Annotated in this window: 21 protein-coding genes and 1 pseudogene; 17 read left to right on the forward strand and 5 right to left on the reverse strand. The window is 71.6% G+C overall.

What is annotated here, in order from left to right; all coding sequences use genetic code 11:
* Window positions 1–5: 5 nt before the first annotated feature.
* Window positions 6–935, forward strand: a complete 930-nt coding sequence (locus tag ACIQMX_RS09380; protein ID WP_402476039.1) for a HEAT repeat domain-containing protein — start codon at window positions 6–8, stop codon at window positions 933–935.
* A 55-nt stretch (window positions 936–990) separates the two neighbouring features.
* Here ACIQMX_RS09380 and ACIQMX_RS09385 read toward each other — a convergent pair whose 3' ends face one another.
* The gene (locus tag ACIQMX_RS09385; protein ID WP_402476040.1) at window positions 991–2,505 is read right to left on the reverse strand and encodes an MDR family MFS transporter; all 1,515 of its coding nucleotides are present in this window, start codon (window positions 2,503–2,505) and stop codon (window positions 991–993) included.
* A gap of 28 nt (window positions 2,506–2,533) precedes the next feature.
* The gene (locus tag ACIQMX_RS09390; RefSeq protein ID WP_402476041.1) at window positions 2,534–3,130 is read right to left on the reverse strand and encodes an NADPH-dependent FMN reductase; all 597 of its coding nucleotides are present in this window, start codon (window positions 3,128–3,130) and stop codon (window positions 2,534–2,536) included.
* Between the two features lie 125 nt (window positions 3,131–3,255).
* Between ACIQMX_RS09390 and ACIQMX_RS09395 the strand changes: the two genes are divergently transcribed.
* From ACIQMX_RS09395 to ACIQMX_RS09410, 4 genes are all read left to right on the forward strand, one after another.
* Complete coding sequence (locus ACIQMX_RS09395) at window positions 3,256–4,011, forward strand: TetR/AcrR family transcriptional regulator (protein ID WP_363065624.1); 756 nt, start codon at window positions 3,256–3,258, stop codon at window positions 4,009–4,011.
* Window positions 4,012–4,170: 159 nt separating this feature from the next.
* Window positions 4,171–5,328: an acyl-CoA dehydrogenase family protein gene (locus ACIQMX_RS09400; RefSeq protein ID WP_363065622.1), complete on the forward strand. Its 1,158-nt coding sequence runs from the start codon at window positions 4,171–4,173 to the stop codon at window positions 5,326–5,328.
* An 18-nt stretch (window positions 5,329–5,346) separates the two neighbouring features.
* Window positions 5,347–6,237 (forward strand): acyl-CoA thioesterase II, encoded by an 891-nt coding sequence (locus ACIQMX_RS09405; RefSeq protein ID WP_363065620.1) that lies wholly within the window; start codon window positions 5,347–5,349, stop codon window positions 6,235–6,237.
* 59 nt (window positions 6,238–6,296) lie between these two features.
* A complete protein-coding gene (locus tag ACIQMX_RS09410; protein WP_402476043.1) occupies window positions 6,297–7,334 on the forward strand; it encodes a cation diffusion facilitator family transporter in 1,038 nt (345 codons plus the stop codon).
* 60 nt (window positions 7,335–7,394) lie between these two features.
* Here the strand turns inward: ACIQMX_RS09410 and ACIQMX_RS09415 are convergent, their stop codons facing one another.
* Entirely contained in the window at window positions 7,395–8,174 is a 780-nt protein-coding gene (locus tag ACIQMX_RS09415; RefSeq protein ID WP_363065616.1) for a phosphatase, read from the reverse strand.
* Between the two features lie 107 nt (window positions 8,175–8,281).
* Window positions 8,282–8,986: a TetR/AcrR family transcriptional regulator gene (locus tag ACIQMX_RS09420; RefSeq protein ID WP_402476046.1), complete on the reverse strand. Its 705-nt coding sequence runs from the start codon at window positions 8,984–8,986 to the stop codon at window positions 8,282–8,284.
* A gap of 132 nt (window positions 8,987–9,118) precedes the next feature.
* On the opposite strand from ACIQMX_RS09420, the gene ACIQMX_RS09425 reads away from it, so the two are divergent.
* The 11 genes and pseudogenes from ACIQMX_RS09425 (at window position 9,119) to ACIQMX_RS09475 (ending at window position 19,951) form a co-directional block, all read left to right on the forward strand.
* On the forward strand, window positions 9,119–10,726 hold the full coding sequence (locus ACIQMX_RS09425) for a carboxyl transferase domain-containing protein (protein ID WP_402476047.1): 1,608 nt from the start codon (window positions 9,119–9,121) through the stop codon (window positions 10,724–10,726).
* A 13-nt stretch (window positions 10,727–10,739) separates the two neighbouring features.
* Window positions 10,740–12,818 carry an acetyl-CoA carboxylase biotin carboxylase subunit gene (locus ACIQMX_RS09430; protein ID WP_363066127.1) on the forward strand — a complete coding sequence of 693 codons (2,079 nt, stop codon included), beginning with the start codon at window positions 10,740–10,742 and terminating at the stop codon, window positions 12,816–12,818.
* On the forward strand, window positions 12,815–13,792 hold the full coding sequence (locus tag ACIQMX_RS09435) for a hydroxymethylglutaryl-CoA lyase (protein ID WP_402476048.1): 978 nt from the start codon (window positions 12,815–12,817) through the stop codon (window positions 13,790–13,792). Before ACIQMX_RS09430 ends, ACIQMX_RS09435 begins: the two co-directional genes overlap by 4 nt.
* Window positions 13,793–13,799: 7 nt before the next feature.
* Window positions 13,800–14,966 (forward strand): acyl-CoA dehydrogenase family protein, encoded by a 1,167-nt coding sequence (locus tag ACIQMX_RS09440; RefSeq protein ID WP_363065610.1) that lies wholly within the window; start codon window positions 13,800–13,802, stop codon window positions 14,964–14,966.
* Window positions 14,967–15,030: 64 nt separating this feature from the next.
* Window positions 15,031–15,312: pseudogene (locus ACIQMX_RS09445) on the forward strand (UTRA domain-containing protein); the annotation flags it as partial.
* On the forward strand, window positions 15,309–15,977 hold the full coding sequence (locus tag ACIQMX_RS09450) for a YdcF family protein (protein WP_402476050.1): 669 nt from the start codon (window positions 15,309–15,311) through the stop codon (window positions 15,975–15,977). The pseudogene ACIQMX_RS09445 and the gene ACIQMX_RS09450, both read left to right, overlap by 4 nt.
* Window positions 15,978–16,255: 278 nt before the next feature.
* A complete protein-coding gene (locus tag ACIQMX_RS09455) occupies window positions 16,256–16,813 on the forward strand; it encodes a hypothetical protein (protein ID WP_402476052.1) in 558 nt (185 codons plus the stop codon).
* 138 nt (window positions 16,814–16,951) lie between these two features.
* Window positions 16,952–17,590, forward strand: a complete 639-nt coding sequence (locus ACIQMX_RS09460) for a GNAT family protein (protein ID WP_363065605.1) — start codon at window positions 16,952–16,954, stop codon at window positions 17,588–17,590.
* Window positions 17,587–17,946 carry a hypothetical protein gene (locus ACIQMX_RS09465; protein ID WP_363065603.1) on the forward strand — a complete coding sequence of 120 codons (360 nt, stop codon included), beginning with the start codon at window positions 17,587–17,589 and terminating at the stop codon, window positions 17,944–17,946. The genes ACIQMX_RS09460 and ACIQMX_RS09465 overlap by 4 nt, the downstream gene beginning before the upstream one ends.
* Before the next feature lie 101 nt (window positions 17,947–18,047).
* A complete protein-coding gene (locus ACIQMX_RS09470) occupies window positions 18,048–19,079 on the forward strand; it encodes an ABC transporter substrate-binding protein (protein ID WP_402476053.1) in 1,032 nt (343 codons plus the stop codon).
* Window positions 19,080–19,081: 2 nt separating this feature from the next.
* Complete coding sequence (locus ACIQMX_RS09475) at window positions 19,082–19,951, forward strand: siderophore-interacting protein (protein WP_402476055.1); 870 nt, start codon at window positions 19,082–19,084, stop codon at window positions 19,949–19,951.
* 194 nt (window positions 19,952–20,145) lie between these two features.
* Here the strand turns inward: ACIQMX_RS09475 and ACIQMX_RS09480 are convergent, their stop codons facing one another.
* Entirely contained in the window at window positions 20,146–21,807 is a 1,662-nt protein-coding gene (locus tag ACIQMX_RS09480; protein WP_402476057.1) for a beta-N-acetylhexosaminidase, read from the reverse strand.
* 330 nt (window positions 21,808–22,137) lie between these two features.
* Between ACIQMX_RS09480 and ACIQMX_RS09485 the strand changes: the two genes are divergently transcribed.
* Window positions 22,138–22,413 (forward strand): hypothetical protein, encoded by a 276-nt coding sequence (locus ACIQMX_RS09485; protein ID WP_148018800.1) that lies wholly within the window; start codon window positions 22,138–22,140, stop codon window positions 22,411–22,413.
* Window positions 22,414–22,418 lie beyond the last annotated feature (5 nt).

The following is a 22,418-nucleotide window of genomic DNA, read 5'->3' on the forward strand; positions in this document are numbered from 1 at the left end:
GGTACGTGGCACTCCACTGGTACGAGACGGGGGCCGAGGCCGAGCTCCGGCGCCGTGCGGGATCCGAGGGGTCCCTCGCCCGCACGCGTGTCCAGGACGGGTCCGACGTCATCGGCGAACTCTCCCTCGCAGGAATGTCCGTGCGGGACGGGCACGCCGCCATCCTCACGTTCCTGGAGGAACTGCTCGAGATCCGCGTCGCGTTCGGGGAACTGATGGCACGCGCACTGCCCTTCGACCGGGACCACTCCGCATGGGGCAGCGCCGTCATCCTGCTGGCGCACCGCCGCGACCAGGAGACCTGGGCGGCCGCCGCGGCGTTGCGGACACATCCCGAGCCTTCTCACCGGCAGTTCGGCGCCGAGGTGCTGAGGCTGACCCATCTCCTCGACGACGACGAGGCGGATGCGTTCGCCGGTCCCGCCCTGGACATCTTCACCGCGTGGTCGACAGGGGAACCGGACCACCTCGTCCTCGCCGAGGTTCTCGGAGCGCTGGGAGAGCACGCCGATGCGCGCGCCAACGCCGCCCTTCTGCCCTATGCCGGCCATCCCGACGGCAATGTACGACGTGCGGTGGCATCCGGCCTGGGCACATGGTTCGAGCCGCCCGCCTTCTCCGACGACGTGCGCGAGGCCCTGCTCGTGCTGATGACGGACGCGGACCCGGCGGTACGGCAGGACGCCTGCTACACGGTCGGCAACAGCAGAGACCGTGCTCGCTCCCTGGCCGACGCGATGTTCGCGTTGCTGGAGGACGCGGACCGACGGGTCCGGGTCAACGCGGTGGAAGGGCTCGTCTTCCACGACGACGAGCGGTGCGTGGAAGCGGCCCGCCGTCTTGGCCCACCGCAGCGGCAGCCCGGCTCTCCTACGGTCGAGTGCCACCTCGACGCGCTGTGGCTCTACGAGCAGCGCCGGGACGGCCGGACCTGACCACGTCGGCAGCCCCGGCCCCGGCCGCCCCCAGGGTTCCGGCGTCCCCGCCCCGTCACTCACCCCGCAACGGCACCTCCCGCATCAGCCAGGCCGCCAGGAAGATCACGGCCCCGAGCAGCGCGACGCCCGCCAGTACGCCGTGCAGGCCCTCGGTGACCGCGCTCCGGACCGCGTCCCGGACCGCGTCCGGCATGCCGCGTACCGCCTCGGGGGTCCAGGCCGTACCGCCGTCCGGCATTCCGGCCGCGTGGAGGCGGCTCGTGTAGACGGCGCCGAGCACCGCGATGCCCAGGGAGCTGCCGATCGTGCGGACGAGGGTGGTGGTTCCCGTGGCGGCGCCCATGTCGCGCGGCGTCGCGCTGTTGATGGTGACGAGCAGCGTGCTCTGCATCAACAGGCCCATGCCCACGCCGAGTACGAGCGTCAGCGCCGAGGTCAGCGCCGTGGGCGTTCCGGTGTCCACCGTCAGCAGGACGAGCGCGCCCAGGGCCGTCAGCGCGCCGCCGATGATGGGGTACGGGCGGTAGCGGCCGCCGGCCGCGAGGAGCTTGCCGAGCAGGAGCTGGGCGCCGAACATCCCCGCCATCAGCGGGAGCAGCAGCATGCCGCTGGCCGTCGAGGACGCGTCGCGTACGAACTGCATGTAGAGCGGCAGATAGGCGGACGCACCGAGCATGGCGGCGCCCACCAGGAACGTGAGGACCTGGGCGAGCGTGAAGTTGCGGTCGGCGAACAGGCGGGGCGGGATGATCGGTTCGGCGGCCCGTCGCTCCACCCGGGCGAACCATGCCAGGGCGAGGGCGCCGGTCAGCCCGAGGCCGATGATCTGCGGTGACGTCCAGGCGTACTGCGTACCGCCCCAGCTGCCCACCAGGGTCAGGGCCAGGATCGCGGTGCAGAGCAGGCCGGCGCCCGCGTAGTCGATCCGTGCCGCGACCCGCTCGGTGCGCAGGTGCAGACGCAGCCCGACGACGAGGAGGGCGAGCGCGCCGATCGGGAGGTTGACGTAGAAGACCCAGCGCCAGTTCAGCTGGTCGGTCAGGAAGCCGCCGAGCAGCGGGCCGCCGACCAGCGCGACCGGCATCATGGCCCCGATCATCGCCTGGGAACGGCCCGCCTGGGAGGGCGGCAGCATGACGCCGATGATGGAGATGGCGCCGACCATGAGACCGCCCGCGCCGAGTCCCTGAAGTGCGCGGAAGGCGATGAGCTGCCCCATGTCCTGGGCGAGTCCGGAGAGGACGGAGCCGGCGAGGAACACCGTGACCGACCCGATGAAGCTGCCCTTGCGCCCGTAGAGGTCGCCGAGCTTTCCCCAGATGGGCGTGGAGAGCGAGGCGGTGAGCAGGTAGGAGGTCACCACCCAGGACAGGTGGTCGAGGCCGCCCAGGTCGCCGACGATCGTGGGCAGGGCCGTGCCGACGATCGTGCCGTCGAGCAGGCCGAGGACCAGGCCGAGCAGGAGGCCGAACAGGACGAGTTTCGACGGGCCCGCGCTTTCGCCGGCCGATGGCCCTGCCGCCCCGGGTTCCGGCCGGTCGTGCGCGTCCTTCGTGTACTGGCTCATGGGTTCCCCCGATCGGAGTGAAGGATCGTCAGGCCGCGTACGGGGTCGCGGCCCTGGCGTCCCGCAGCGCGTGCGCCCACCAGGCGAGCTGGTCCAGCAGCGCCTTGGCCGCCGTGTCGACCTGGGGGTCGTCCACCGCGCCGTCCTCGCCGAACAGGCCGTACGCGTTGTGGAAGCTGACCGTGTTGCGGATGGTCGTGGCGTTCAGCTCGGCCATCACGACGCGGAGCTGCTCCACCGCGCGCAGACCGCCGGAGAGGCCGCCGTAGGAGACGAAGGCGACGGGCTTGGCGTGCCACTGCTCGTTGTGCCAGTCGATGGCGTTCTTGAGGGACGCGGGGAAGCTGTGGTTGTACTCCGGCGTGACGAACACGAACGCGTCGGCCGCTGCCAGGCGCGGTGACACGAGGGCGAGCGCCTCTTCCGTGCCCGGCGCCGGCGGCCGGCCGAACGCGGGGAAGACGGTGGGCAGAGGGGTCTCGGCGAGGTCGACGACATCCACGGCCATGTCGTCGCGCTGGGAGAGGTGGCCCTTGAGCCACTGGGTGACGACGGGTGCGAAACGGCCCTCGCGGGTGCTGCCGACGAGGACGGCGACGCGGAGCTGCGGGCGGGTGCTGGACATGGGATCCCCCTGGAACCAGTGGATGTGTACAACGTATCTCTGTGCGTACAACGTATCCATCGATGTGTACGTTGTCCACTGGTCGATACGCTGTACGCTGACTCCCCGTCGAGAGGAGTCCACCCGTGCCCGGCCGGAAAAAAAAGGACAGCAGCGAGGACGGCGACGGCAAGGGGCCCGACCTGTCGCTCTGGCAGCGCCTGGAACAGCCGGCGACCGCCCCCCGCGCCTCGCTGACCCTGGAGCGGATCGGGGCCGTCGCCGTGCGGATCGCCGACGCGGAGGGCTTCGCCGCCGTCACCATGCGCCGGCTCGCCACGGAACTGGGCGTCGCCCCCATGGCCGCCTACCGCCACGTCTCCGGCAAGGACGACCTGTGGGCCCTGATGGCCGAGCGGGTGACCACGGAGATGCGGATCCCCGACGAGGTGACCGGATGGCGCGAGGTGCTGCGCGCCTTCGGCCTGCTGACCCGGGACACGATGCTGCGGCACCCCTGGGTCGGACAGCTGCCCACCCATCTCTTCGTCCTCACGCCCGGGCGGCTGGCCGTCGCCGAACGGCAGCTCGCCTCGCTCGACGGACTCGGCCTCGACGAGGACGCGATGATGGTCGCGTTCCGCACCGTCAGCGCGTTCGCCCACGGCGCGGCGCAGTCGGAGGTGGCCCTGCGGGCGTGGACCGAGGCGGAGGGCTGGTCCTCCGGCGACGAGACCCGGCTGGGCCTGGCCCCGCAGATGATGTACCTGATGGAGACCGGCCGCTATCCCACGTACAAGCGCTACGGGCTGCGCGCGACCCGCAAGGACGACGCGACCTGGGCGTTCGAGACGGGTCTGGACTGCGTGCTGGACGGGATCGCGGCCCGCTTCGGCATCTGAGACACCCCTGGGGACCCCGGGCCCGGCACAGCGGCCGGCGCCCCCGCTCCGGCGTGCTCAGCGTCACCCTGGACAGCTCCGGTGACCGCCGGGTAACTTTTAACCAAGGCTGAGCAAGCGCTTAGCCAAGCCGAGCGAAGCCGACCAGGGAGGCACCCCGTGCGCCGTACGGTATTCAACGAGGACCACGAGGCGTTCCGGGAGACCATCCGCGCCTTCATCGCGGCCGAGGTCGTGCCCGTGTACGACGAGTGGTTCGCGGCCGGCCAGGCCCCGCGCGACTTCTACCTGAAGCTCGGCGAGCTGGGTGTCTTCGGCATCAACGTGGACGAGGAGTACGACGGCGCGGGCATCGACTCGCACAAGTACGAGGCCCTCATCTACGAGGAGACCGCCCGCGCGGGCGTCTCCTTCGGCGGCTCCGGTGTGCACACGCTGCTCGGCCTGCCCTACATCAAGATGCTCGCCACCGACGAGCAGAAGAAGCGCTGGCTGCCGAAGTTCACCTCCGGCGAGGAGATGTGGGCCCTCGCGATGACCGAGCCGGGCACCGGTTCCGACGTCGCGGGCATGAAGACCACCGCCAAGCTCTCCGAGGACGGCACGCACTACGTCCTCAACGGCTCCAAGACCTTCATCACCGGCGGCGTGCACGCCGACCGCGTGATCGTCTGCGCCCGTACCTCCGCCCCGCGCGAGGACGACCGCCGCTTCGGCATCTCCCTGTTCGCCGTCGACACCAAGTCCGAGGGCTACTCCATCGGCCGCAAGCTCGACAAGCTCGGCCTGCGCGTCTCCGACACCGCCGAGCTGGCGTTCGTCGACGTGAAGGTCCCGGTCGAGGACCTCCTCGGCGAGGAGAACAAGGGCTTCGGCTACCTCGGCACCAACCTGGCCTCCGAGCGCTGGGGCATCGCCTTCGGCGCGTACGCCCAGGCCGCCGCCGCCGTCCGGTTCGCCAAGGAGTACGTGCAGGACCGCACGGTCTTCGGCAAGACCGTCGCCTCGTTCCAGAACACCAAGTTCGAGCTGGCCGCCTGCCAGGCCGAGGTGGACGCGGCCCAGGCCGTCGCCGACCGCGCGCTGGAGGCCCTGGACGCCGGTGAGCTGACCGCCGCCGAGGCCGCCTCCGCGAAGCTGTTCTGCACCGAGGTCGCGCACCGCGTGATCGACCGCTGCCTCCAGCTGCACGGCGGCTACGGCTTCATGAACGAGTACCCGATCGCCCGCCTGTACGCGGACAACCGGGTCAACCGCATCTACGGCGGCACCAGCGAGGTCATGAAGTCGATCATCGCGAAGTCCATGGGTCTGTAGAGCGGCTACGTTCTCTCCATGAGCTCAGCACCAGACGCAGCCCTGCTCGATCTGCTCGATCTCCTCGACCTGGAGCAGATCGAGCAGGACATCTTCCGGGGCACCAGCCGCTCGGCGATCGTGCCGCGCGTCTTCGGTGGACAGGTCGCGGCCCAGGCGCTCGTCGCCGCGGGCCGCACCGTCCCCGCCGACCGGCCCGCCCACTCCCTCCACTCGTACTTCCTGCGGGCGGGGGACCCGGGCGCGCCGATCGTCTACAGCGTCGACCGCATCCGGGACGGCCGGTCCTTCACCACCCGGCGGGTCGTCGCCGTCCAGCACGGCCAGCCGATCTTCCACCTCTCCGCGTCCTTCCAGACGCACGAGGAGGGGCTGGAGCACCAGGCGGACATGCCCGCCGCGCCCGACCCCGGCACACTGCCCACGGCCGCCGAGATGCTGCCGCGGTACGCGGACCGGTTCAGCGACCCCGGCGTCGTGGACCGCCTGATCGAGGCGCGGGCCGCGGTCGACCTGCGGTACGCGGACGCCCCGCCGTTCGGCACCGTCGGGGAGCCGCGCGAGCCCCGCTCGCAGGTGTGGTTCCGTACCAACGGCAAGCTGGTGGACGACCCGCTGCTGCATGTCTGCATGGCCACGTACGTCTCCGACATGACGCTGCTCGACTCGGTACTTCTCGCCCACGGGCGCGGCGGCTGGGCGGTCGGCGACGTGGTGGGAGCGAGCCTGGACCACGCGATGTGGTTCCACCGGCCTTTCCGGGCCGACGAATGGCTGCTGTACGACCAGGAGTCGCCGTCCGCGTCCGGCGGACGAGGACTCGGCCAGGCCCGGATCTACACCCAGGACGGCCGGCTGGCGATCACCGTCATCCAGGAGGGCGTCGTCCGGGTCCCGCGGGAACGCTGAACGGGCCGCACGGCCACGCGTCGGACATGCCCGGCCCCGCTGGGGACATACTCCCCACCATGAGTGACGAGAAGTCTGCTGGTGGGGAGTCCACGTTCGCCGTCATCGTCGCGGCGGTCGCCAACCTCGGCATCGCCGTGGCGAAGGCCGTCGCCGGGCTGATCAGCGGATCGAGCGCGATGCTCTCCGAGGCGGCCCACTCCGTCGCCGACACGGTCACCGAGGTGCTGCTGCTCACCGCCCTCAAACGCAGCGAGAAGCCCGCCGACGAGGACCATCCGCTGGGCTACGGGCCCGAGCGGTACATCTGGGCGATGCTCGCCTCCGTCGCCACGTTCGTCGGCGGCGCGGTCTTCTCGCTGTACGACGGCATCCACACCCTGACGCACGGCGAGGAACTCGGCGATCCGCTCATCTCGTACATCGTGCTGGGCATCGCCTTCCTCCTGGAGGGCTTCTCCCTGCGCACCGGGCTGCGGCAGGTGCGCGGCGAGGCCGCCCGGCTGGGCGCCGCGCCCGGCCGCTACCTGCGCCGCACGCCCGACACCGCGGTCAAGGCCGTGGTGATGGAGGACTCCGCGGCTCTGGTCGGACTGCTGCTGGCCGCGGGAGGACTGCTCGGCGGTCAGCTGTCGGGCTCGGGCGTCTGGGACGGCATCGCGTCAATCCTGATCGGTGTGCTGCTCGTGTACGTGGCCTGGGTGCTCGGACGCTCCAACGCCCAGCTGCTGATCGGCCGCCCGGTGCCCCCGTCGATGCGGACGGGGGTACGGGAGGAACTGCTGACGGTGCCGCACATCATCGACGTCCTGGAACTGACCACGCTCATCCAGGGACCGTCCGAGATCCTGATCGCCGCGAAGGTCGACTTCCGGGACGTGGCCAGTGCCGAACAGGTCGAGTGGGCCTGCGAGGAGGCGGAGCAGCAGCTGCGGGAGCGGTACCCGTCGATCAAGCGGGTGTATCTGGACCCGACGCCGGGTGTGGCGCAGAGGCGCCGGGCCCGGGCCGAGGGGAATCCGGTGGTCGGGCCGGGCGACGGGAACGGCAACGGGGACGGCGGCGGGCTGTTCACCGACCGGCTGGACAACGGCTGAGGGCTGCGCCAGACGCGGTGACGTCCTCCGCCGCCGGCGTCCGGACCGCCCGCCGCCTGCTCAGAGCAGCCCGGCCGCGTCCAGCAGGTACTCGGTCATCGGGTCGTAGAACCGCGGGTCCAGCACGTGGTCGTCGAGCGGGACGGCCACCTGGAGGGTGCCCTCGGCCTCCCCGAGGAACAGGGCCGGGTCGTTGCAGTCCGCGTAGCCGATGGCGTCCAGTCCGCGCTGCGCCGCGCATCCGGCCCAGCCGTGGTCGGCGACGACCAGGTCGGGCATGGGGCGGCCCTCCCGTTCCAGGCCGTCCAGGATCGCGGCCATCGGGGCCGGGGAGTGGGTGTGCCAGAGGGTCGCGCCGCGCTCCTGCACGGCGACGTCGGCGAACTGGAAGACCATGCCCTCGTCCGCCGTGAGCCCGGACGGGATCCGCATGATCTCGCAGCCGGCCGCCCGCAGTGCGGCGGCGGTCTGCCGGTGGACGTCCAGGAGCCCGCCCGGGTGTCCGGTGGCGAAGAGGACCCGCTCCGTGCCGTCGGCCGCCTTGCGCAGCCGGGCCGCGGCCCGGTCCAGGGCGGCGACGGTGAGTTCGGGGTCGATGGTGTCCTGGCCGAACCGGTGCTCCGGGTCGTCGCTGACACCGCATCTCTCGGCCATGACCGCCAGGACGTCCTGCTCGTCGCGCCACCGGTCGCCGAGCTCGAGCCCCAGCCAGAAGTGGCGGTCGCCGTTGGCGAGCTTGCGGTAGTGGGAGAGGTTGTTGTCGCGCGGCGTCGCGACGTCTCCCGCGATGCGCGTACGGACGAGGTGGTCGACGAGGGCGGCGCGGCTGGGTATCGGCATGAACCCATTGTGCCGTGGGATGTGCGCAGCGTGCCGGGCGTATTGCGGGGTGGGCGGCCTGACGGCCCGAAGCCGCCGGGCCGTGAGCGGCCCGCCGCCCCGGTCGCTCAGACGGGTTTGCGCTCTCCCGCCGCGGCGAAGGCGCCCCGCGCCAGCCGGTGCAGCAGCGCCGCCGTGTCGGTGCGGCCCGGGAGCGCGCCGGGGCGGCTCAGGTCCTGTCCGGAGCCGCCCCGCGGCACAGCGGCACCGGACGCCGCGCCTTCTCCCGCGCCGGTACTCCGGACGGGACCCAGGTGCGGGGTGGAGTTGAGCAGGCCGAAGACGGCGTGGACGGTGGCGCGGGCCTCGTGCTCGGGGAGGTCCGGGTAGAGGTCGCGGACGACGGCGACCCAGACCTCGACGTACTCGCGCTGGAGCCGGCGCACCCGCTTGCGGTCGGTGTCCCGCAGGCGGTCCAGCTCGCGGTCGTGCAGGGTGATCAGTGGGCGGTCGTCGAGGGCGAAGTCGATGTGGCCCTCGATGAGCGCGTCCAGGAGCGCCTCGGGAGAGCCGTCACCGGAGGCGTCCTCGGAGACCCTCAGCTGTCCGCCGGCCAGCAGCCGCTCGCTGATGCCGACGAGCAGTTCGGCGAGCATCGCGTCCTTGCCGGGGAAGTGCCGGTAGAGACCGGGGCCGCTGATGCCGACGGCGGCACCTATCTCGTCGACGCCGACCCCGTGGAAGCCGCGCTCGGCAAAGAGGCGGGCGGCCTCCTTGAGGATCTGCTCACGGCGGGTGGGGGCCGCGACGCGGGCGGCGGCATGGGTGCTCATGAACAGTCATTCTAGACAGGTGCGTTAGCGGTCGTTAACCTATGCGATACGTTAACGCTCACTAACAGCCTCGCCCGCCACGGACGGGGGCGAGGTCGTCACACTGCGGTACGGGCAAGGGGGCTCGACAGGATGCAGCAGGCACCGGTGCTGGCGAGCGCGGCCGATCCCGCTTCGGAGGCCTGGCAGGCCAACGAGGCGGCGCATCACGCGCTCACCGACGAGCTGCGCAAGCGGCTCGCCACGGCCAGGCTCGGCGGGGGTGAGAAGGCCCGCGCCCGGCATGTGGCGCGCGGCAAACTGCTGCCCCGGGAGCGGGTGGACACCCTGCTCGACGCGGGCTCGCCCTTCCTGGAGCTGGCCCCGCTGGCGGCCGAGGGGCTGTACGGGGGCGCGGCGCCGGCCGCCGGGGTGATCGCCGGGATCGGCCGGGTCAGCGGCCGGGAGTGCGTGATCGTCGCCAATGACGCGACCGTCAAGGGCGGCACGTACTACCCGATGACCGTGAAGAAGCACCTGCGGGCCCAGGAGGTGGCGCTGGAGAACCGGCTGCCGTGCCTGTACCTGGTGGACTCGGGCGGCGCCTTCCTGCCGATGCAGGACGAGGTGTTCCCGGACCGGGAGCACTTCGGCCGGATCTTCTACAACCAGGCCCGGATGTCCGGGGCCGGCATCCCGCAGATCGCGGCGGTGCTGGGGTCCTGCACCGCCGGTGGCGCGTACGTCCCCGCGATGAGCGACGAGGCCGTGATCGTCCGCAACCAGGGGACGATCTTCCTGGGCGGTCCGCCGCTCGTGAAGGCCGCGACCGGCGAGGTCGTCACCGCCGAGGAGCTGGGCGGCGGCGAGGTCCACTCCCGTACGTCGGGGGTCACCGACCATCTCGCGGAGGACGACGCGCACGCGCTGCGCATCGTGCGGAACATCGTGGCGACGCTGCCGGACCGGGGCGCGCTGCCGTGGTCCGTACAGCCGGCCGACGAGCCGAAGGTGGACCCCGCCGGTCTGTACGGCGCCGTCCCGGTCGACTCGCGCACGCCCTACGACGTACGGGAGGTGATCGCCCGGGTCGTCGACGGATCGCGCTTCGCCGAGTTCAAGGCGGAGTACGGGACGACGCTGATCACCGGATTCGCGCACATCCACGGCCACCCGGTCGGCATCGTCGCGAACAACGGCATCCTGTTCTCCGAGTCCGCCCAGAAGGGCGCGCACTTCATCGAGCTGTGCGACCAGCGCGGCATCCCGCTGGTCTTCCTGCAGAACATCTCGGGCTTCATGGTCGGCCGCGACTACGAGGCCGGCGGCATCGCCAAGCACGGCGCCAAGATGGTGACCGCCGTCGCCTGCACGCGCGTCCCGAAGCTGACCGTGGTGATCGGCGGTTCCTACGGGGCCGGCAACTACTCCATGTGCGGCCGGGCCTACAACCCCCGCTTCCTGTGGATGTGGCCCAACGCGAAGATCTCCGTCATGGGCGGCGAGCAGGCCGCGTCCGTCCTCGCCACGGTCAAGCGCGACCAGCTGGGCGACGACTGGAGCGCCGAGGACGAGGAGTCGTTCAAGGCCCCGATCCGCGAGCAGTACGAGACCCAGGGCAACGCGTACTACGCCACCGCCCGGCTCTGGGACGACGGCGTGATCGACCCGATGGAGACCCGGCAGGTGCTGGGGCTCGCCCTGACCGCGTGCGCCAACGCGCCCTTGGGTGATGCCGGCTTCGGCGTCTTCCGGATGTGAGGAAGAGATGACGATGTTCGACACGGTTCTCGTCGCCAACCGCGGCGAGATCGCGGTCCGGGTCATCCGGACCCTGCGGGAACTGGGCGTGCGCTCCGTCGCCGTCTTCAGCGACGCGGACGCGGACGCCCGGCACGTACGGGAGGCCGACACGGCGGTACGGATCGGCCCCGCACCGGCCGCCGAGAGCTATCTGAGCGTGGACCGGCTCCTGGAGGCGGCCCGCCGCACGGGTGCGCAGGCCGTGCACCCCGGCTACGGCTTCCTCGCCGAGAACGCCGCCTTCGCACGGGCGTGCACCGACGCGGGGCTGGTCTTCATCGGCCCTCCCGCCGCCGCCATCTCGCTGATGGGCGACAAGATCCGGGCCAAGGAAACGGTCGCCGCGGCCGGCGTCCCGGTCGTTCCCGGCTCCTCGGGCAGTGAGCTGACCGACGGTCAACTGGCCGAAGCGGCCCACGAGATCGGCATGCCGGTGCTGCTCAAGCCCTCCGCGGGCGGCGGCGGCAAGGGCATGCGGCTGGTGCGCGACGCGACGCTGCTCGCGGACGAGATCGCCGCCGCCCGCCGCGAGGCACGCGCCTCCTTCGGCGACGACACCCTCCTCGTCGAGCGGTGGATCGACCGGCCGCGCCACATCGAGATCCAGGTGCTGGCGGACAGCCACGGCCATGTGGTGCACCTCGGCGAGCGCGAGTGCTCGCTCCAGCGCCGCCACCAGAAGATCATCGAGGAGGCGCCCTCGGTCCTGCTCGACGAGAAGACGCGCGCGGCGATGGGCGAGGCGGCCGTGCAGGCGGCCCGCTCCTGCGGCTATGTGGGCGCGGGCACGGTGGAGTTCATCGTCCCGGGCAACGACCCGGCCTCGTACTACTTCATGGAGATGAACACCCGCCTCCAGGTCGAGCACCCGGTGACCGAGCTGATCACCGGCCTCGACCTGGTGGAGTGGCAGCTGCGCGTCGCGTCCGGCGAACAACTCCCGTACGCCCAGCGAGACATCACCCTCACCGGTCACGCGGTCGAGGCCCGGGTCTGCGCCGAGGACCCGGCCCGCGGTTTCCTGCCCTCGGGCGGCACCGTGCTGGCGCTGCACGAACCGCGGGGCGGCGGGGTGCGGACGGACTCGGGGCTCGCCGAGGGCGGCGAGGTCGGCAGCCTGTACGACCCGATGCTGTCGAAGGTGATCGCGTACGGCCCCGACCGGGCGACGGCGCTGCGCCGGCTGCGGGCGGCGCTCGCGGACACGGTGGTCCTCGGCGTCCCGACCAACGCGGGCTTCCTGCGCCGGCTGCTCGGCCACCCGGCCGTGGTGGCGGGCGAGCTGGACACGGGCCTGGTGGAGCGCGAGGTGGACGCGCTGGTGCCGGACGGGGTGCCGGAGGAGGTGTACGCGGCTGCGGCGCTGCTGCGGCAGCACTCCCCCGCCGCCCGGACGGCCGGGGTCTGGGCCGACCCGTTCTCGGCCGGTGACGGCTGGCGGCTCGGCGGCACCCCGGCGCGTACCGTGCGGCATTTCCGGATCCCGGGCCACGACCCGGTCCAGGTGGGCCTGCGACCGTGCGGCGCGGGCGCGGAGCTGACCTTCGGCCACGTCGGGGAGGGCGCCCGGCCGCCGCTCCCCGCCTCCGGCACCTGCGGCCCCCTGGGCCCGCTGCCCGGCAGCGCGGAGACGGCCAGGACCCTGTCCGCCGACGGAGGCCGGATCACCCTCGAACTCGGCGGTGTCACGCACTCGTTCGCGTACGCCGTATCCCCGGAGGGCCACTGGCTCGGCCGGGACGGCGACACCTGGCACGTGCGGGACCACGACCCGGTGGAGGCGTCGCTGTCCGGCGCCGCCCGCTCCGGGGCGGACACGCTCGCCGCACCCATGCCCGGGACCGTCACGGTGGTGAAGGTGGCCGTCGGGGACGAGGTCGCGGCCGGACAGAGTCTCCTCGTCGTGGAGGCGATGAAGATGGAGCACGTCATCTCCGCCCCGCACGCCGGCACCGTGACCGAACTCGACGTGACCGCCGGGACCACGGTGGCCATGGACCAGGTACTGGCGGTCGTGGTTCCCGCGGCCGGCACCGGGGAGGACGCATGACGGCCACCGACCGCACCCTGCCGATGGCCGTGGCCGCGCCGGACCTGCCCGCCCGGGTCCGTATCCACGAGGTCGGCGCCCGTGACGGGCTGCAGAACGAGAAGGCGGTCGTGCCGACCGAGGTGAAGGCGGAGTTCATCCGCCGGCTCGCGGTCGCCGGCCTGTCCACGATCGAGGCGACGAGCTTCGTCCATCCCAAGTGGGTTCCCCAACTGGCCGACGCGGAGCAGCTGTTCCCGATGCTCGGCGACATAGGGGACGTGGGGGACGTGGCGCTGCCGGTCCTCGTGCCGAACGAGCGGGGACTGGACCGGGCCCTGGCGCTCGGCGCCCGCCGGATCGCCGTCTTCGGCTCCGCGACGGAGACCTTCGCCGCGCGCAACCTCAACCGCACGATCGACGAGTCGCTCGCCATGTTCGAGCCCGTGGTGGCCCGCGCCAAGGCGGACAAGGTGCATGTGCGCGGCTACCTGTCGATGTGCTTCGGCGATCCGTGGGAGGGCCCCGTCCCGGTCCACCAGGTCGTCCGGGTCGCCAGGGAGCTGATGGACCTCGGCTGCGACGAGCTGTCGCTCGGCGACACGATCGGGGTCGCGACGCCCGGTCACGTACAGACCCTGCTGTCGGCACTGAACGAGTCGGGGGTGCACACCGACACGATCGGGGTGCACTTCCACGACACGTACGGACAGGCCCTGTCCAACACCCTCGCCGCGCTCCAGCACGGCGTGTCCACCGTGGACGCCTCCGCGGGCGGCCTCGGCGGCTGCCCGTACGCGAAGAGCGCGACCGGGAACCTCGCCACGGAGGACCTGGTCTGGATGCTCGAAGGCCTCGGTATCGAAACCGGGGTCGACCTCGACGAGCTCACCGCCACGAGCGTGTGGCTCGCCGGACACCTGGGCCGACCGAGCCCGTCCCGTACCGTCCGCGCGCTCTCGGTCCAACAAACGCAGTCCCACAAGGAGCAGTGATCCCCCGATGTCCCTGGACCACCGGCTGACCGCCGAGCACGAGGAACTCCGCCGCACCGTCGAGGAGTTCGCCCACGACGTGGTCGCGCCGAAGATCGGCGACTTCTACGAGCGCCACGAGTTCCCGTACGAGATCGTGCGCGAGATGGGACGGATGGGCCTGTTCGGGCTGCCGTTCCCGGAGGAGTACGGCGGGATGGGCGGCGACTACCTCGCGCTCGGCATCGCCCTGGAGGAGCTGGCCCGGGTCGACTCCTCGGTGGCGATCACCCTGGAGGCCGGGGTCTCCCTGGGCGCGATGCCGGTGTTCCGCTTCGGCACGGAAGAGCAGAAGCGGCGCTGGCTGCCGAAGCTCTGCGCGGGCGAGGCGCTCGGCGCGTTCGGCCTGACGGAGCCGGACGGCGGCTCGGACGCGGGCGGCACCCGGACGACGGCGGTGCGCGACGAGGCGACGGGCGAGTGGGTGATCAACGGCTCCAAGTGCTTCATCACCAACTCGGGCACGGACATCACCGAGCTGGTCACGGTCACGGCGGTGACCGGCCGCAAGGAGAACGGCGCCCCGCTCATCTCGTCGATCATCGTCCCGTCCGGAACCCCCGGCTTCACGGTCGCAGCCCCCTACTCCAAGGTCGGCTGGAACGCCTCGGACACCCGCGAGCTCTCCTTCTCGGACGTCCGCGTCCCGCTGGAGAACCTGCTGGGCGAGGAGGGCCGCGGCTACGCGCAGTTCCTGCGGATCCTGGACGAGGGCCGGATCGCCATCTCGGCGCTGTCGACGGGCCTGGCGCAGGGCTGCGTGGACGAGTCGGTGAAGTACGCCGCCGAGCGCCACGCCTTCGGGAAGCCGATCGGCTCCAACCAGGCGATCCAGTTCAAGATCGCCGACATGGAGATGCGGGCCCACATGGCCCGGATCGGCTGGCGCGACGCGGCGTCGCGTCTGCTGGCGGGCGAGCCGTTCAAGAAGGAGGCCGCGATCGCCAAGCTGTACTCCTCGACCGTGGCGGTGGACAACGCCCGCGAGGCGACCCAGATCCACGGCGGCTACGGCTTCATGAACGAGTACCCGGTGGCGCGGATGTGGCGCGACTCCAAGATCCTGGAGATCGGCGAGGGCACGAGCGAGGTGCAGCGGATGCTGATCGCCCGGGAGCTGGGCATGTCGGCCTGACGGATTCCGGTGCGGGTGGGGCGGATCCGGTTGCCGGGTCCGCCCCACCCGGTCTCAGGGCTCGTCACCGGGCCCCGCGGGCCGCGGCGGCGGCTTCCGCGTGCTGTACGACGCGGGTTACGAGATCGACCGCATGCGAGAGGAACTCTTCGCGCGCGTCCCGACGCCCGAGGAGTCGAAGCTGCTCATGCTGCCCAGCGGTGAACCGGTCGTCGAACTGCACAGGACCGCCTACACGGCCGACGGAACCGTCATGGAGTTCGCGATAGGCGTGCACGCGGCCTCACGTTTCAGATGGTCGTACGACTTCGAGGTTCCGGACTCGTCCCAAGGTGAGCCGCGTTGATCTCCTCCCAGTCCCGTTCAGACGCCCAACTCGTCTGGGACCACCACCTGATGCACCACGATCCACGCCCCTGCTCGGTCGCGATCGGGCTCGGAAGCCATGACCTCGGGGTCGCGGACGCGGCCGTGGATCTCTACCGGCGGGGCATGACGCCCCTCATCGTCTTCACCGGCGCCACAAGCCGCACCACCCGTGCGCGCATGCCCCGTGGCGAAGCCGTGCACTACCGGGAACGGGCTCTCGAACTCGGCGTCCCCGACCGCGCCGTGCTCACCGAGCCGCGTGCCCGCAACACGGGCGAGAACATCAGCTTCTCCCGTGCGTTGCTCGACGAGGCGGGCGTCACGGTCTCTTCCGCGCTGCTCGTCAGCAAGCCCCACGAGGAACGGCGCGTCCACGCCACCGCGCGCAGGCTGTGGCCGGGAGTCGAGTTCGTGAGTGCGTCGGCCCCTGTCACGTTCGAGGAGTACCTGGCGTCCATCCAGGACGACCGCATGGTCATCGACATGCTGGTCGGCGCATTGCAGCGCCTGATGATCTACCCGGCTCAGGGCTTCATGGCCGCCGACCCCGTTCCGGACGAGGTGGCCGCCGCGTACGAGCGGCTGCACCGAGCGGGCTTCACGAGCCGGCTGGTCGAAGACGGGACCGGTACGCCTTTCTGAGGCATCCGTACGCCTCATCAGGATTCGACGGCTGCGGGCCCGGCACTGCAGAAGCGGGACACCGCGAGGCTCGACGGAACCCGGAATCCGGAACCCGGAATCTCGGCGAACGGCCGCGTCACGGGTCCACCCCTCGCCAGGGCATCGTTCCGGCACCCTACGAGCACGTTCGTTGCCGAAGTCCTGCATGCCGCGAGCCGAAGAACCCGGCATAGCGTGACGGCCGTGTCCGCTCGCGGCACCGGCCGGGCACATGGGCGCCATGAAGGAGGACCGTGATGTTCCCACTCGCTTGGGAGGTGTTCGCAACGGCCTTCGGCTGGATCGTCGCGACCGATTTCCGGGGAGCCGCCCATCGCTTCCACGCGTACTCCCACGCCGCCACGCCATTCAGCGGCGCCGGGGAGCCCCCACTGAGCGTCGGCTTCATCCGTGTACTAGCAGGGGTGTTCGCCCTGATCGGCCCGGTCGCCCTGGTCAGCGGACTACTGGGCGTATGGCGCAGCAGGGCGGGGCCGGGCGATCTGCCACCGGCTCCCGTCTGGTTCGTGGCGGCGGAGGCGGCGGTCGTCGGTGTCGTCCTGCTGAGAACCTGGCGGCGCTCCGGAGTGCTGCGCCGCGAGTGGGATGCCGGCAACGTCCTGGAGCGTGCGGCTCTCGCCGTTCTCACGCCATCGGCGGTCGCCTTCACGGTGACCTTGGGCTTCGGCTGGGACATGTGGATGACGGCCAGTTGGCTGGCCGGTGGCGTGTGCGGGCTGGTTCTTCTGTCGAGCGGCCGGCCAGACACCCCGCCGGAGAGCGGATTCACCTCCGCGGACCAGTCGGATTCCTGAACACGCGACAGGTTGCGTCGGCGCCATGCGCGGATGCCGACGGCGCCGGCGCCACGACGCGGAACTCCGGGCCACTACGGCCGGATCGGCCTCCGCAATCCGTTCGACAGCCATCCGCCGCCCCGGCAGAGTCGACTCATGAAGCCTCACGCCTGGCCCCTGTACGGGCTCCGCATCCGCACCCCCCGTCTGGAACTGCGCCTTCCGGAACTGGAGTTGCTGGACGAGCTGGCGTCCGTGGCCGCCGACGGGGTGCACGAGCCGGACGCCATGCCGTTCACCGTCCCGTGGACCGACTGCCCGCCCGCCGAGCGCGGCCGGGCGGTGTTCCAGCACGTGCTGGGCACGGTCGCCAACTGGTCGCCCCGGCATTGGGTGTTGAGCCTCGCGGTGCTGCACGAGGGCCGGGTCGTGGGTCGGCAGGACGTCATGGCGACGGACTTCGCGGTGACCAGGGAGGCCGGCACCGGCTCCTGGCTCGGGCTCGCGCACCAGGGCCGCGGCATCGGCACCGAGATGCGCGCCGCCGCCCTGCATCTGGCCTTCGCCGGACTCGGCGCCGCCGCGGCCACCTCGGACGCCATGACCGACAACGCGCGGTCGCTGGGCGTCTCGCGGCGGCTCGGCTATCTCCCGGACGGCCTGACGGTCGCGGCGCTGCGGGAGGAACGCGTCACGCTCCAGCGGCTCCGTCTGGAGCGGGCACGGTGGGAGGAGTACCGCTCGGTCGAGGTCACGGTCGAGGGGCTGGACGACTGCCGGGAGATGTTCGAATGACCCTCCTGGTGCACACCTACGTCCGCGGCCGGAGCGGCGAGGACCACTTCCTGGAGGACCCCGAGCACGGGCTCACCCTCGCCGGGTTCGAGAAGAGCCGGACCAAGCTGTGGGGGTCGCAGCTCGCGCGCGACCTCGGGGCCCGGTTCCTCCCGCAGTTGGCCACCGCCAACCTCTGCGTGGATCCGGAGGACGTCCCGGCCTTCCTCGCCGAGTGCGGGCTGCTGCGCGACCACATCGCGGAGCTCGCCGCCCACAGCGGCTATGCGGACGACTACGTGGCGGCGCGGCTGGCGAACATCACGGCCGCCGCCGAGCGCGCCCTGGACGTGGGCGGTGGCGTCATCGTCTGGTGAGCGAGGGGGCACCGGCCAGGGGACCACTCATGAGGTTAGGCTAACCTTCGTTCGAACTTGTCACCGGCCGGTCCCCGGCTCGTACGAAAGCGGACTCCGTCATGCGCACTGCCCGAGTGTCCCGTCCCACCCGCCGCGGCCTGCTGGCCATGGGCGGCGCCGTCGGCCTGGGCGCCGTGCTGGCGGCCTGCGGTGACAGCGACTCGAAGGACTCCGGCTCCACCGGCTCCAAGAGCGCCGACGCCGGGCCGTGGAGCTTCAAGGACGACCGCGGGCAGACCGCCGAGGCCAAGGCCGTCCCGAAGAACATCGTCGCCTTCACGGGTGTCGCCGCCGCGCTCCACGACTACGGCGTCGAGGTCAAGGCCGTCTTCGGCCCCACGAAGGCCGCGGACGGCAAGGCCGACGTGCAGGCCGGCGACCTCGACATCAGCAAGGTCGAGATCCTCGGCAACGTCTGGGGCGAGTTCAACGTCGAGAAGTACGCGGCACTCGGCCCGGACCTGCTGGTCACCGCGATGTGGGAGAAGGACGCCCTCTGGTACGTGCCGGACGCGTCCAAGGACAAGATCCTCAAGCTCGCCCCGAGCGTCGCCCTGTGGGCCGCCCAGACCACGATCCCCAAGGCGATCCAGCGCCACGAGGACCTCGCCGCCTCGCTCGGCGCCGACGTGAAGGCCAAGACGGTCACCGACGCCAAGGCCCGCTTCGAGAAGGCCGCGGCCCGGCTCCGCGCCGCCGCGAAGTCCAAGCCGAACATCAAGGTCATGATCGGCTCGGCCAGCCAGGACCTCTTCTACGTCTCGCTCGCCAAGATGTCCGCCGACACCCTGTACTTCCAGGAACTGGGCGTGAAGTTCGTCGAGCCGAAGGTGGACGCGGCGGGCTTCTTCGAGAGCCTGAGCTGGGAGAACGTCGACAAGTACGGCGCCGACATCATCATGATGGACAACCGCTCCTCGGCCCTGCAGCCCGACGCCCTGACCTCCAAGCCGACCTGGGCGCAGCTGCCCGCGGTCAAGGCCGGTCAGGTCGTCCCGCGCACCACCGAGCCGATCTACAGCTACGACAAGTGCGCGCCGATCCTCGAGGACCTCGCGAAGGCCATCGAGGACGCCAAGAAGACCGCCTGACCGTGACGACCGCCGCCACTGCCGCCACGCCGCCCGCCGAGCCCTTCCGGCTCTTCGGCCTGACCGTCCTGCGCACGGAGCGGCTGAGCCCGTCCATGCTCCGGGTCACGTTCGGCGGGCCGGGGCTCGACGGTTTCGCCTCCGGGGGCCGCGATCAGAGCCTGTCGCTGTTCCTGCCGCACCCCGGACAGGCGGAACCAGTCGTTCCGGTCGATAACGAGGGCAACTGGTTCGCCCCCTGGCGCGCACTTCCGGCCGACGTGCGGGCCGTGCTGCGCTCGTACACGGTCCGCGCGCAGCGTCGTACCGCCGGCGGTTCGGCCACCGAGATCGACATCGATTTCGCGCTCCACGAGGACGGCGGTCCGGCCTGCCGCTGGGCCGCCGCGGCCTCGCCCGGCGACGCGCTGAAGGCGCTCGGTCCGGCCGTCGAGGACAACACGGCCGTCCGGTTCCGCCCGCCCGAGGACACCGACTGGGTCCTGATCTGGGCCGACGAGACGGCACTGCCCGCCGCGACGGCCGCCCTGGAGTGGCTGCCGGACCATCTGCATGCGCGGGTCTGGCTGGAGGTCACGCACACCGGGGACCGCCAGGCGATCGACACGGCGGCCGACGCCCGGATCAGCTGGCTGGTGCGGGACGAGGACGCGCCGGACGCCGTGGAGGCCGTGCGCGAGGCCGAACTGCCCGAGGGAAACCCGTACGTCTGGATCGCGGGCGAGGCATCCTCGGTACGGGCACTGCGGCGCCATCTGGTGCGCGAGCGCGGCATCGACCGCAAGCGGGTGACGTTCGTCGGCTACTGGCGCCGCGGCCTGAGCGAGGAGCAGCTCCGCGAGGAGGCCGCTTCGGGCCCGTCCGGCGATTGAGGACGTCCGTGACAGCCCGTCCGGCGCGTGAGGACGTCCGTGACAGCCCGTCCGGCGCGTGAGGACGTCCGAGACGGCCCGTCCGGCGCGTGAGCGTGAAGGCACCTCCGAGGGCCCGCCGCCGCCTGGGGGCACCTTCCGACAGCCCGTCCGGCGGCCGGGGGCTCGCATCCCCGGCCGCCGGACGGCACCGCTCACTCCGCCGCAGCCGGCTCCGCCGGCCACGGCACCTGGGGCGACCGGTAGTAGTCGATGCCCATCGCCGTGAACCGCGGCCCGAGCGCCGCGAGGCGCAGCTTGTACGTGTCCCAGTCGTGCGTCTCGGCCGGTGACCAGCCCAGTTCCGCCGCCCCGGGCAGCCGCGGGAACGCCATCGCGTCGATGTCGTCGCTGTCGGTCAGCGTCTCGGCCCAGATCGGCGCCTCGACCCCGAGCACCGCGTCCGCCGGGGTGTCGGCGAGGTAGGTCGCCGGGTCCCAGTCGTACGAACGCTGCACCTCCACCAGGCCGGCCCACTTCAGACCCAGCACGGTGTCCTCGTTGTACTTCATGTCGAGGTAGACCCGGTCCGCGGGCGACAGCACGAGCTTGGTGCCGTTCTTCGCCGCGTCCGCCACCTGCTGCCGGTCCGCGGCGCTCGTCTTGTCGTAGCCCCAGTACTGGGCGACCGCGCCCTTCACCGGCGTGGCCCCGGTGAGCTGGTGCCAGCCCATCACGGTCTTGCCGTGCTTGCCGACGGCCGCCTGCGCCCGCTCCATGATCCTGGCGTAGTCCTCGTGGCTGGTGGAGTGCGCCTCGTCACCGCCGATGTGGATGTACCTGCCGGGGGTCAGCGCGGCCACTTCCCCGATCACGTCGTCGATGAACTTGTACGTGACGTCCTTGCCCGCGCACAGCGAGCTGAACCCGACCTTGATCCCGGTGTAGAGCGGCGGCGCGACGCCGTCGCAGTTCAGCTCCGCGTACGAGGCGAGAGCGGCGTTGGTGTGGCCGGGCATGTCGATCTCCGGCACCAGCTCCAGGTAGCGGGAGGCCGCGTACCGCACGATCTCCTTGTACTGGCTCTTGGTGTAGTAGCCGCCGGGCCCGCCGCCGACCTCCGTGGAGCCGCCGTACGCGGCCAGGTTCGGCCAGGAGTCGATGGCGATGCGCCAGCCCTGGTCGTCGGAGAGGTGCAGGTGGAAGGTGTTCACCTTGTACAGCGCGACCTGGTCGATGTAGCGCTTGACCTCGTCGACGGAGAAGAAGTGCCGCGAGACGTCGAGCATCACGCCCCGGTAGGCGTAGCGCGGCGTGTCGGTGATGCTGCCCCCCGCGACCTTCCAGGGGCCCTTCTGGCGGCTGTCGCTCTCGATCTGGGCCGGCAGGAGCTGACGCAGCGTCTGGACGCCGTGGAAGAGCCCTGCGGGCTTCCGGGCGGTGATGGTGACGGAGCCGCGCCCCGCCGTCAGGGTGTAGCCCTCGGTGCCCAGTTCGCTGTCGCCGGAACCGAGGCGGAGCCGGATGCCGTCGTGGCCGGCCCGTTCGGTGACCGGCAGGGCGTATCCGGTGGAGGGCCGCAGCACGCCCGCGAGGTACTCGCCGATCTTGCGGGCCTCGCCGGACGAGCCGTCGACGCGGATCCGCGTGGCGGGAGTGATGGCGTACGGGGATCCCCCCGGCGTCACCGCGGCGGGAGCGGGCACGACCTGGCCCAGCGGACGGGGCGCCGACGCGGCGGAGCCGCCGGCGGCCGCGGACGCCGCGTTGGTCGCGCAGGCGGTGGAGATTCCGGCCGCCGTGACGAGAAGCAGCGAGCCGAGAAGACGGGGTAGAGCACGGGGAAGAGCACTGCGCCGTGTCGTGTGCAGTCTCACAGCCGGGTCCCTTTCTGCTGGTTCACACCTGGATCTCCTGACCATTCGCACCGTCGCCATGCGTACCGCCTGCCTCACGGATGGTCAAGGTGTAGACCACTCCCCCCTGCCGCCCGCACGTGAACGTGGCCGACCGTCCGGGGGGTATGGCCGAATTCATCCCGTCGGCCCCCACGGCCTCTCCGCACCGGCCCGCGCCTGGGTGCGCGCACCCTCCTCGACCGCCCCGGAATCACCCAGAACGGAAAAACGAGCGCCACTCGACCGCATATCTGCCCGATATCGGGCAGGATTGTTGCGCTGGAGCCCCTTCCGCCGCAATATCGACGGGTGCTCGAACGCCGCTCGTCGCATGACGACCTCATTGACCACCTGGTCCGCAGCACCGCGCTCCCACGCGGTGAGGCAGCCCGGGTGATCCTCGACGTACTGGCCTACTTCGACGAGACGACCGACGTCTTCGTCCGCCGCCGCCATCGCGAACTGCAGTCCGGCGGCCTGGTCAACACGGAGATCTTCGAACGGATCTCGGCCGAGCTGCCGCACCGGGCGGTGGCGCCGCCGGAGCTCTCGCTCCGCCAGCTGCGCCGCATCGTCTACGGCTGAGACCG

This window comes from Streptomyces sp. NPDC091416 (genome assembly GCF_044756845.1).
GTDB lineage: Bacteria > Actinomycetota > Actinomycetes > Streptomycetales > Streptomycetaceae > Streptomyces.